This window comes from Pseudomonas sp. TUM25319 (assembly GCF_056388475.1).
The window spans coordinates 3,014,085-3,026,458 of the sequence record NZ_CM150751.1 but is presented as its reverse complement, the minus strand read 5'-3'; the positions used below and the strand labels follow the sequence as shown (position 1 = coordinate 3,026,458).

General features: G+C 68.6%; 5 protein-coding genes. All 5 read left to right on the top strand.

Features of this window, described 5'->3' with window-relative positions:
• The 5 genes from AC05QJ_RS14190 (at position 1) to AC05QJ_RS14170 (ending at position 12,350) form a co-directional block, all read left to right on the top strand.
• Positions 1-729 (top strand): urea amidolyase associated protein UAAP1, encoded by a 729-nt coding sequence (locus AC05QJ_RS14190; RefSeq protein WP_476747450.1) that lies wholly within the window; start codon positions 1-3, stop codon positions 727-729.
• 10 nt (positions 730-739) lie between these two features.
• Positions 740-1,375 carry an urea amidolyase associated protein UAAP2 gene (locus tag AC05QJ_RS14185; protein ID WP_476747449.1) on the top strand — a complete coding sequence of 212 codons (636 nt, stop codon included), beginning with the start codon at positions 740-742 and terminating at the stop codon, positions 1,373-1,375.
• A gap of 155 nt (positions 1,376-1,530) precedes the next feature.
• Positions 1,531-5,094, top strand: coding sequence for an urea carboxylase (gene uca, locus AC05QJ_RS14180; RefSeq protein WP_476747448.1), 3,564 nt, complete (start codon positions 1,531-1,533; stop codon positions 5,092-5,094).
• A 229-nt stretch (positions 5,095-5,323) separates the two neighbouring features.
• Positions 5,324-5,728, top strand: coding sequence for a hypothetical protein (locus AC05QJ_RS14175; RefSeq protein WP_476747447.1), 405 nt, complete (start codon positions 5,324-5,326; stop codon positions 5,726-5,728).
• A 118-nt stretch (positions 5,729-5,846) separates the two neighbouring features.
• Positions 5,847-12,350, top strand: a complete 6,504-nt coding sequence (locus AC05QJ_RS14170; protein WP_476747446.1) for an SDR family NAD(P)-dependent oxidoreductase — start codon at positions 5,847-5,849, stop codon at positions 12,348-12,350.
• Positions 12,351-12,374 lie beyond the last annotated feature (24 nt).

The following is a 12,374-nucleotide window of genomic DNA, read 5'->3' as shown; positions in this document are numbered from 1 at the left end:
ATGACTGCCTCACTGCAACTGCGCCCCACCCTGTACGAGGAGACCGTCCCCGGTGGCGGCCACACCTCCTTCGTGCTCAAGCGCGGCCAACTGCTGCGCGTCACCGACCTCGAAGGCGGCGCCAACGCCAGCCTGCTGCTGCTCAACGCCCAGGAGAAAAGCGAGCGCCTGAACCTGCCCGACACCCTCAAGTGCCAGCACACCGCCCGCCTCACCGTCGGTCATTGCCTGTACTCGGACATGGGCCGGGTACTGGCGGCCATCACCGCCGACACCTGCGGCTGGCACGACAGCCTCGGCGGCGTGCTCAACGCCGAAGAAGTGCAGGAGAAATACAGCGAAGGCCGCTACCAGGAACTGCGCAACGGCTTCCACCGCAACGGCGTCGACAACCTGCTGGTGGAAATGGGCAAGTGGGACCTCGGCCTGGCCGACCTGCTGATGAACATCAACCTGTTCAGCCGGGTGGATGTGGACGCCGACGGCTTCCTGCACTTCGTCCCCGGCAACTCGAAGGCCGGCGACTACATCGAGCTGTACGCGCCGATGGACACTCTGGTGGTGCTCACCGCCCTGCAGCACCCGCTGGACCCGTCGCCCACCTATGCGCCCAAGCCACTGCACCTGAGCTGGCACCAGGTCCAGGGCGACAGCCTCAGCCTGCTCTGCCGCACTTCGCGCCCGGAGAACGAGCGCGGCTTCCACAACACCGAACGCCTGTACATCTGAGGACCCGCCCATGAACGCCACACCCGATATCCGCAGCGCCGAGAGCGCGGTCTTCCAGGCCACCATCGCCGCCGGCGAGCCCTTCATCTGCGAGGTCAAAGCCGGCCAGACCCTGCGCCTGCTCGACCTCGAAGGCAACCAGGCGGTGGACACCCTGTTCTTCAATGCCCGCAACCCCCGCGAGCGCTACGACCCGCAGCGCACCCTGCGCAAACAGGGCCGGGTCTACCTGAGTGAAGGCAGCGTACTCTACTCCAACCTCGGCCAGCCGATGCTGACCATCACCCGCGACCTGTGCGGCCGCCACGACACCCTAGGCGGTGCCTGCGCCCAGGAAAGCAACACCGTGCGCTACGCCCTGAGCACCCGCTACATGCACAGCTGCCGCGACAACTTCCTGCGCGCCAGCCTGCACGACGGCCGGCTGGGCAAGCGCGACATCAGCGCCAACATCAACTTCTTCATGAACGTGCCGGTCACCGCCGAAGGCGGCCTGACCTTCGAGGACGGCCTGTCGGCGCCGGGCAAATACGTCGAACTGCTGGCGCACATGGACACCCTGGTGCTGATCTCCAACTGCCCGCAACTGAACAACCCGTGCAACGCCTGGAACCCGACCCCTGCGCAGGTGCTGATATGGAACTGAAGACCCTTCGCCGCTGGCTCTACCACCTGTGCCAGAGCCGCTCCGGGCAGTGCCTGCAGGCGCCCTCGAAAAAACACTGAGTGCTTTCAGCCACGGACGACCGTGGTGCAGATGACTTCTGGCGGGACGACCCGCCCCCTCTCAGGACTGCCTCCATGTTCGAGAAGCTGCTGATCGCCAACCGTGGCGCCATTGCCTGCCGCATCCTGCGGACCCTGCGCCAGCTCGAGGTCGCGGGCGTTGCCGTGTATTCCGAAGCCGACGCCGCCAGCCTGCACCTGCAACAGGCCAGCGAGGCCATCAGCCTGGGCGAAGGCCCGGCGGCGGCCACCTACCTGGATGTCGCCAGGATCCTCGCCGCCGCCCGTGCCAGCGGCGCCCAGGCGATCCATCCCGGCTACGGTTTCCTTTCGGAAAACGCCGCCTTCGCGCAAGCCTGCGAAACCGCCGGTATCGCCTTCGTCGGCCCGACGCCGGAACAACTGCGCACCTTCGGCCTCAAGCACACCGCCCGCGCCCTGGCCAAGGCCCACGGCGTGCCGCTGCTGGAAGGCAGCGACCTGCTCGACGACCTCGCCGCCGCGCAACAGGCCGCCGCCGCCGTGGGCTACCCGGTGATGCTCAAGAGCACCGCCGGCGGTGGTGGCATCGGCATGCGCGTGTGCCGCTCCGCGGCCGAACTGGACGATGCCTTCGAGGCGGTCCGTCGCCTGGGGCAGAACAACTTCAGCGACGCCGGGGTGTTCGTCGAGAAGTACATCGAACGTGCCAGGCACCTTGAAGTGCAGGTCTTCGGCGACGGCCAGGGCGAGGTCATCGCCCTCGGCGTGCGCGACTGCTCGGTGCAGCGGCGCAACCAGAAAGTCATCGAGGAAACCCCGGCGCCGAACCTGCCGGCGGGCATGGCCGGACAACTCTGCGAGGCCGCCATCGCCCTGGCCAAGGCCGTCAACTACCGCAGCGCCGGCACCGTCGAATTCGTCTACGACAGCCTGGCCGAACGCTTTTACTTCCTTGAAGTGAACACCCGCCTGCAGGTGGAACACGGCGTCACCGAACAGGTGTGGGGCGTCGATCTGGTGCGCTGGATGATCGAGCTGGCCGCCGGCGACCTGCCGCCGCTGGCGCAACTGGTCGCGGGTCTGAAACCCCAGGGCCACGCGATCCAGGCGCGGCTCTATGCCGAAGACCCGGGCCGCCAGTTCCAGCCCTGCCCCGGCCTGCTCACCGAAGTGGCCTTCCCCGAGGCCGATGGCCGCGCGCTGCGCATCGACACCTGGGTCGAGGCCGGTTGCGAGATCCCGCCGTATTTCGACCCGATGATCGCCAAGCTGATCGCCTGGGCGCCCAGCCGCGAACAGGCCAGCCGCGCCCTCGACCAGGCACTGGGCGACACCCGCCTGTACGGCGTGGAAAGCAACCGCGACTACCTGCGGCAGATCCTCGGCTTCGCCCCGTTCGCCAGCGGCGCGCCCTGGACCCGCTGCCTGGAACAACTGAGCTACCGCGCCCACACCTTCGAAGTGCTGGGCGGCGGCACCCTCACCAGCGTCCAGGACTTCCCCGGTCGCCTTGGCTACTGGGCGGTCGGCGTGCCGCCCTCCGGGCCGATGGACAGCCGCGCCCTGCGCCACGGCAACCGCCTGCTAGGCAACCCGGAAGGCACGGCCGGCCTGGAAATCACCATGAGCGGCCCGACCCTGCGCTTCAACTGCGACGCCGTGGTGGCGGTGACCGGCGCGGCGCTGCCGGTCAGCCTCGACGGGGTCGAACAGCCCATGGACACCGCACTGCTGATTCCGGCCGGCGCCACCCTGAGCCTCGGCACCATCGCCGGCGCCGGTGCGCGCAGCTACCTGTGCCTGCGTGGCGGCCTGGAACTGCCGGATTATCTGGGCAGCAAGAGCACCTTCACCCTCGGCCAGTTCGGCGGCCACGCCGGTCGAGCGCTGCGGGCCGGCGATGTGCTGCACCTCAATCCCCTTCAAGACCGCAGCGCCGGCCAGGTCCTCGACGACAGCCTGCGCACCCGCCTCGACCCGGTGCGCACCCTGCGGGTGATCTACGGCCCCCACGGCGCGCCGGAATACTTCAGCGCCGGGTACATCGACGAATTTTTCGCCAGCGAATGGGAAGTGCACTTCAACTCCAGCCGCACCGGCGTACGCCTGATCGGGCCCAAACCGCAGTGGACCCGCGACAGCGGCGGTGAAGCCGGCCTGCACCCCTCCAATATCCACGACAACCCCTACGCCATCGGCGCGGTGGACTTCACCGGCGACATGCCGGTGATCCTCGGCCCGGACGGCCCGAGCCTGGGCGGCTTCGTCTGCCCGGTGACCATCATCCAGGACGACCTCTGGCAACTGGGGCAGCTCAAGGCCGGCGACAAGCTGCGCTTCGTTCCGGTCAGCGTCGAACAGGCCCACGCCGGCAACGCCCCGTTCGACGGCGATGCCACGCAACTGGCCAGCCCGATCGTGCTGGATCAGGGCGAGGCGGACCAACGTCTGGTCGCGCGGCTGTCCGGCGACACCCACCTGCTGCTGGAAATCGGCGCGGCGGAGCTGGACCTGGTGCTGCGCTTCCGCGGCCACGCGCTGATGCAGGCGCTGCAAGCCCGCGCCCTGCCCGGGGTGATCGACCTGACCCCGGGCATCCGCTCGCTGCAGGTGCACTATGAGCCAGGCATTCTGTCGCTACGGGAACTGCTGGCAGTGGTCAGCGACCTGTGGGACGGCGTGTGCCAGCAGCAGGACCTGCGCGTGCCCTCCCGCGTCGTCCATCTGCCGCTGTCCTGGGACGACCCGGCCTGCCAGCTGGCCATCGACAAGTACATGACCACCGTGCGCAAGGACGCCCCCTGGTGCCCGAGCAACCTGGAGTTCATCCGCCGCATCAACGACCTGCCCAACCTCGACGAGGTGCAGCGCACGGTGTTCGACGCCAGCTACCTGGTGATGGGCCTGGGCGATGTCTACCTCGGCGCGCCGGTGGCCACACCGCTGGACCCGCGACACCGGCTGGTGACCACCAAGTACAACCCGGCGCGTACCTGGACTGCTGAGAACTCGGTGGGCATCGGCGGCGCCTATATGTGCGTCTACGGCATGGAAGGCCCGGGCGGCTACCAGTTCGTCGGGCGCACCCTGCAGATGTGGAACCGCTACCGCGACGTCGCCGCATTCGGCGGCAAGCCGTGGCTGCTGCGCTTCTTCGACCGCATCCGTTTCTACCCGGTGTCGGCGGACGAGCTGCTGCGGATTCGCCGCGACTTCCCGCTGGGGCGCTACCCCTTGCAGATCGAGGACAGCGAGCTGTGCCTGGCCGACTATCAGGACTTCCTCGCCCGCGAGGCCAGTGGCATCGACGCCTTCCGTACCCAGCAACAGGCCGCGTTCAATGCCGAGCGCGAGCGCTGGATCGCCTCCGGCCAGGCCCACTTCGAAAGCGACGAAGCTGCTGCCCCGGCCACCGAGGAAGCGGCACTCGAACCCGGCCAGCACGGTGTCGACAGCCATATCGCCGGTAACCTGTGGCAGGTCGCGGTGAGCACCGGCGACAGGGTCAAGGCCGGTGAGGTACTGGTGGTGCTGGAGTCGATGAAGATGGAAATTCCGCTGCTGGCACCTCGGGATGGCCGCGTGCTGGAAGTCAGGGTGCAGCCGGGCTCTTCCGTGCGCGCCGGGCAGCGGGTGGTGGTGCTCGCCGACGACTGATCCTCGCCAACGGGCCCGTCGCCTGCAACAGGCGACGGGCCTATGCTGCCAATCTGCACCATTCCCCCCTCGAAACTTCCGTGGCCATCGGTACTACACCGCCCCCGCGCCTTTGGTAGTAAGCACTATTCACAATTGCGCGCCTGTGCTGCGCTCGCAATACTTCCGTTCGCTAAACCAGACAGTGACAACAACAATAATAATTACCGGTGGAACAAGGAGTTCTTCGATGCTTGGTTACTATGCGCAATACAGCAAGGAATACATCACCACCCTGATGATCGCGACAACCCTGTTCTTCGCCCTTCCCATCTTCATCGCCCCGCTACAGTGGGCCCGGCTCATGCGCTGGACCATTCCCGAACACGAACACCTGGCGATCTATTTCGGTCGCTGCCTCGGCGCCTTCATCCTGGTGGTGGAAGTTGCCATGTTGCGTTCGGCCACCACCGGGACAAGTTTCAGTTACGCCTTCGATATCCTGTTCGTGGTCTTTACCCTGATGTTCGTGGTGCATGTCTACGGTGCAGTAAAAAAGATCCAGCCGATTACCGAAACATTGGAAATCGGTTTCTGGATGATTCTTTTCGTACTGAACATCCTGTTCTACCCGGCCACCAGCATCACCCTCTGAACATCCCGTGAACCGCGACCGGCGTTGACCGGTCGCCGGTCGATTACCTGCAATTAGCAAGTTCTGGCGCCCCGCGTCGGCTGCTTCGTGCGCGCCGGATGCCGTTCAAGGAGTGAACATGATCCAGTCCAGGGAAGACCGTGCGCGCAGCGCGCTCAAGACACTGGTCCGCGACCTGCTCCAGCAAGCCACCGGCCTGGCCGCGACGGTGCTGCGCGATGAAGCGCCGTTCCATGAAATCGGCCTGACGTCCCTGGCGATCCTGTCCTTCAACGAGCGCATCCAGCCGTTGTTCGCCGACCTGAACAAAACCCTGCTGTTCGACTGTCGCAGCATCGCCGAGGTGGTCGAGCACCTGTTGCGCGAGCATCCCGACGCCTGTACCCGCTACCTGCAACAGCAGCAGGCCCCTCTGCAACCGGAACCGCCCACGACGCCGAACGACGTCGAGGCGACCTGGCCGCACCTCGCTCCACTTGCCCTCCGGCGGCCGTCCAGCGACGCCGGGGATATCGCCATCGTCGGCCTGCACGGGCGCTTTCCCGATGCCGACAGCCTCGACCAGCTGTGGCACAACCTGCTGCACGGCGTCGACTCGATCAGCGAGATTCCCGGCGAGCGTTGGCCGCTGGAGGGCTTTTTCCAGGCCGGCACCGAGGCCCGCGACAGCGGCCTCAGTTACGCCAAATGGGGCGGATTCCTGCGTGACATCGAGCATTTCGATGCCCAGTTCTTCGGCATTCCGCCCCGTGAAGCGGCGTGCCTCGATCCCCAGGAACGCCTGTTCCTGCAATGCGCCTGGCATGCCCTGGAAGACAGCGGCCATGTCGGCGAACGCAGCCGCCTGCTGCGGCACGCCAACGGCTCGCTGGACATCGGCGTGTTCGTCGGCATCACCAGCAACACCTGGCCGCTGCTCGGCCCCGACCTGTGGCGCGACGGCCAGACGGCCATCCCCAGCGGCCTGCCGTGGTCGGTCGCCAACCGTGTCTCTTACACCCTCGATCTGTGCGGACCGAGCCTGGCAGTGGACACCGCCTGCTCGTCGTCCCTCAGCGCCCTGCACCTGGCCATCGACAGCCTGCGCCGCGGCCAATGCCGCGGGGCGCTGGTGGGGGCGGTCAACCTGTACAGCCATCCGGCCAAGTACGTGCAGTTGTGCCAGCAGCACATGCTGTCGCCCAGCGGTCGCTGCCATGCCTTCGGCAGCGCCGCCGACGGCTTCGTCCCCGGCGAAGGGGTCGCCGCGCTGCTGCTCAAGCCGCTGGAGGCGGCGCAGCGCGACGGCGACCGGATCCTCGCCGTGCTCAAGGGCAGTGCCGTCAACCACGGCGGCCGCACCAACGGCTACACCGTCCCCAGCGCCGCATCCCAGGCCGCGCTGATTCGCCAGGCCCTGGACGACGCCCGGGTGCCGGCCGCCAGCATCAGCTACATCGAGGCCCACGGCACCGGCACCCGACTCGGCGACCCGATCGAACTGCAGGGGCTGAAACAGGCCCTCGCCAATCCCAGCAACAACACCTGCCATGTCGGCTCGATAAAGAGCAACTTCGGCCACCTGGAAGCCGCTGCAGGCATGGCCAGCCTGTGCAAGGTGGTGCTGCAGTTGCGCCATCGGCAACTGGCGCCGTCGCTGCATGCGCAGTCGCTCAACCCCGACGCCGGGCTCGACGGCAGCCCTCTGCGCATCGTCCGCGAGGCCCGCCAGTGGCAGGCCAGCGGCGTACTGCGGGCCGGCATCAGCTCCTTTGGTGCCGGTGGCGCCAATGCCCATGTCATCGTCGAACAGGCCCCCGAACCGCAACACCGTGACGGCGCCAGCGCGATGCCGGTGTTTCCGTTGTCGGCGCGCAGTGAAGCGCAACTGCGCGAGCAGGCCGCCGCCCTGCTGAACTGGCTCGACTCCCGGGACGACGAGGTGCTCGGCCCTCTCGCCCACACCCTGCAATGCTGCCGCGCGGCCTTCGATCACCGGCTTGCACTGGTCGCCGGCGGCACCCTTCAACTGCGTGACGGGCTGTCGCGCTTCCTCCAGGGCCAGCGCTGCGGCTATCAGGGCCGGGCGCGGGTCGACAGCGACGACTCGCCAGCCCCGCCGGCGGACGATCCTCACGCCGTGGCCCAGGCCTGGGTCACCGGCAAGGTCACGGACTGGAGCCGCTTCTGGCCGCAAGCCCCCGAACCCCTGTCGGCGCCGCTCTACCCCTTCGCCCGCGACGCCCATCGCCTGCCTCGCGTCAGCGCGGCAGCGGCGCAGAACATTCGCCTCGACCCGCAACAGTTCTTCCTGCGCGACCACCTTGTCCATGGCCTGCCCGTATTGCCCGCAGCGGCCTGCGCCGACCTCTGCCTGGACATCGCCCGCCAGCAGGGATTCGACCTGCCACTGGAACTGCGGGCCCTGACCTGGGCCACACCAGTGCGCTTCGATACCCCGCAGCCACGCCACCTGGAGTGCCGTCACCCGCGCCATGGCGAAGGCCTGCGCCTGAGCCTGTGCAGCGGCGACGACACCCACTTTCGCGGTGAGTGCCGGCCACTGGCCCGCAGCACCCGACCGACCGCCGACCTTGCCCGGCTGCGCCAGGCATGCAGCGAGCCGCTGGACCTTGGCGCTTTCTACCCAACCCTGGCCCGGCTCGGCATCGCCTATGGGCCGACCTTCCAGTGCCTGGTCGCCGCCTGGCGCGGCCCGCAGCGGGCGCTGACCGAGGTTCGCCTGCGTCCGCGCGCCGGCGAGCCCCTGACCCGCCTCGACCCGGCCCTGCTCGACGCGGTGCTGCAAAGCGCCTTTGTCAGCGCCGGCGAGGTCGACGCCACCTTCGTGCCCTACGCCTGTGAATCGCTGCGCTGCCACACCGCCCTGAGCGAACACCTGTTCGTGGAAGTGCAGCCACGATACGCCCGCCAACCCGCCATGCGCCACTACGACTTCCGCGTGTTCAGCGACACCGGCGCGTTGCTGCTGGAGATCGACGGTTTCGCCTTCCGCCAGTACCGGTCTGCCGCCGAACCCTCCGTGCACCTGCTCGAACACTGCTGGCTGCCAGCACCCGAGCCATCGGCGGCAAGCACCGGCACCACCCTGCTCTACCGCGCCAACCCCGACGCGGCGCTGCCCGCCTCGCTGCTGGAACACAGTTGGCAACTGCGCGCCGCCGGCGACTTCCTGTACCAGGCACCACGCCAGGTCGAGCTCGACCCCGCCGACCCTCGCCATGCCGACCTGCTGCTGCGTCTGCTCGCCGACCAGGCATTGAAACCCGAGCGACTGCTGATGGACCTGCGCAGGCCGCCCGCCAGTGCCGAGCCGCAGGGCGACGGGCTAGATGCCGTACTGCTCGCCACCGACCTGCTGCGGCACCTGTGCCAGGGCCTTGGCACACCGCGGTTGCAAGTGCAGGTGCTGACCGACACCGGTCTTGCCAGCGCCATCGACGGGCTGTTGCGCTCGGTGGTGCAGGAACTGCCGAGCCTGAGCGCCAGGCTGATCGAGGTGACCGACCCGTACGATGCCGCCAGTCTCGAACGGGAACTGCACAGCAGCGTACCGGCCGGCGTACAGCGCGTCCGCCTTGCCGACGGCCAGCGCCAGCTCGCCGCGCTGCGCTTCGTCACGACCGCTACCGCCGGCCAGGACATCGGCCTGGACAGCGGCGACACCCTGCTCATCAGCGGCGGCCTGGGCGCCGTCGGTCGTGCCCTGGGCAACGTACTGGCGCAACGGGGCGGGCTGAACCTGGCGATCCTCGGTCGCCGCGAAGCCGATGCCGATACCGAGCAATGGCTGGATCAGCTCCGTCAAGCGGGCGCAGCCGATGCCGCGTACTGGCAAGCCGACTGTGCCGACGCCGCCTCGCTGGCAATGGCACTGGCCACGATCCGCCAGCGCTTCGGCGCCTGCCACGGCGTGATCCACTGTGCCGGCGCCTTGCACGACGGCTACTTCCTTCGCCAGCCGGCCAGCGAACGCCAGGCCGTGCTGCGCGGCAAGACCCTCGCCGCGCAGCACCTGGACCAGGCGACCCGCAGCGATCCCCTGAAGCTGTTCATGGTCTGCTCGTCCCTCGCCGGCACCTACGGCAACGCCGGCCAGAGCGCCTACGCGCTGGCCAACGCCTGGCTCGACCGCTTCGTCGAGCTGCGCCGGCTATCGCCAGCCCCAGGCCGCTCGCTGTCCATCGCCTGGCCGCTGTGGCAGACCGAACACGGCATGCAGGCGCCCGAGCCGGTACGCCAGTGGCTGGCCCGCAATGGCCTGGCGCTGCTGCCGCAAGACCAGGGCGCCGAGGTGTTCCTCAAGTGCCTGGCGCTACCGCAGAGCGTGCTGGTGCCCGTGTGCGGCGAGCGCGAGGCGGTGGCGAAGCTGTTCGGCATTGCCGCCGCTGCAGCGGCGCCTCAGCCCACGGCCCTCGATACCTTCGGTGGCGGCGCCTCGCTGCTGGACTACCTGACCGGACAACTGGCAGAGGTGACCGCCACACCGCCAGAACGGATCGACCCGGACACCTCGCTGGAAGTCTTCGGCCTCGACTCGATCCTGGTCATGGAACTGAACGGCCGCCTGGAGCGGCACTTCCCCGACCTCTCCAAGACCGTGCTGTTCGAAGTGCGCAGCCTGCGGGAACTGGCGGCCCTGCTGGAGCGCGAACACGCCGACGCGGCCGCTCGCCTGGCGCCCTCGACGCCCCAGGCGGCGCCCGCACCGGCAGCGATAACCGACACCCCAGCTGACGACCGTCAGGACATCGCCATCATCGGCCTCGCCGGCCGCTACCCCGGCGCCCGCGACGCCCAGACGCTGTGGCAGCACCTGGCGGCCGGCGACGATCTGGTCAGCGAAATCGTCCAGCGCTGGCCTGACAGCACCGGCGACGACGGCCTGTACGCCCGCTGGGGCGGACTGCTGGAAGACGTCGACTGTTTCGATCCGCTGTTCTTCGGCATCTCGCCCCGCGACGCCGAGCGTATGGACCCCCAGGAGCGGCTGTTCCTGCAGACCGCCTGGCATGCCGTCGAAGATGCCGGCTACACCCCGCGCAGCCTGTCCGGCCCGCGTCTGCCCGGCGTGCCGCGGCGGCGGGTGGCCGTGATCGCCGGGGTGATGTACGGCGAGTACCAGTTCTACGGCGCCAGCGCCTGGCCGCAGAAACCGGCGACCCTGACCAACTCGTCCTACGCCTCGATCGCCAACCGGGTGTCGTTCTGCCTCGACCTGGAAGGCCCGTCGTTCGCGGTCGACAGCATGTGCTCGTCATCGCTGACCAGCCTGCACCTGGCCTGCGAGCTGATCCGTGGCGGCAGTTGCGAATTGGCCCTGGCCGGTGGCGTCAACCTGTCGCTGCACCCGTACAAGTACCGCACGTTGTGCGAACTGAACTTCGCCTCCCACGACGGCAAGTGCCGCAGTTTCGGCGCCGGCGGCGACGGCTACGTGCCCGGCGAAGGCGTCGGCGTGGTCCTGCTCAAACCACTGGCCCAGGCCCTGCGCGACGGCGATCATATCAACGGGGTGATCCGCGGCAGTGACCTGAACCACGGCGGCCGCACCTCCGGCTACACCGTGCCCAACGCCGAGGCCCAGGCCCAGGTGATCGCCGGAGCCCTCGACCGCTCCGGGCTGTCGGCGACGCGGCTGGGCTACATCGAGGCCCACGGCACCGGCACCAGCCTTGGCGATCCGATCGAGATCCGCGGCCTGGGCAAGGCCCTCGCCGAGCGCGTGCCCGCCGGCTGGCAGTGCCCGATCGGCTCGGTGAAGGCCAACCTCGGCCACCTCGAATCCGCTGCCGGCATGGCGGCGCTGACCAAGGTGCTGCTGCAGTTCAAGCACCGGCAACTGGCGCCGTCGATTCATGCCGAGCCGCTGAACCCGAACATCGACTTCAGCCGCACGCCGTTCGTGGTGCAGCAGCACCTGGCAGCCTGGCCCGAGCCAGCCGACGGCCTGCCGCGGGTGGCGGCCATCAGTTCGTTCGGTGCCGGCGGCGCCAATGCCCATGTGCTGGTGGAAGACGCGCCGGCCACCGCGCTGGCGCCTGTGACCGGCGCCCAGGTGTTCGTCTTCAGCGCCCGTGGCCAGGTGCAACTGCGCGAGTACCTGCAACGTTTCGTCGACCACCTGGAGCACGAGCGCGCCCTGGCACCCGCCCAGGCGCAAGCCCGCCTGGGCCGCGCCGGTTTCACCACCGCCGACGTGGCCTGGACCCTGCGCGAGGGCCGGCACTGCTTCGACGAGGTACGCCTGGCGGTGGTGGCAGCGGACTTCGACGAACTGCGCCATCTGCTCGGCGAATGGCTGCTGGAAAGCGTCGCCGAGCAGACGCGAAGCGTGCTCGGCAGCCGCGGTGAACTGCACGATGAAGCCCTGCGCTGGCTGGAGGGAACCCCCGCCGGCTCCGCGCCTGCACCGGGCCGCAAGGTGCCCTTGCCGGGTTATGCCTTCCTGCGCCGGCGTTACTGGGTCGAGGAACAACCCCCGGTGCACCCGAGCCTGCCCGTCAAGGAACGTCCGGCAGCCCCCGCACCGGCCCAGACACCGCAGCAGATCCTCGACCGCCTGGCCCGCCAGGAAATCACCGCCGACCAGGCCCGCAGCCTGCTCAAGGCCATGCTCTGACCCATCGACCGCCCAGGGAGGCAA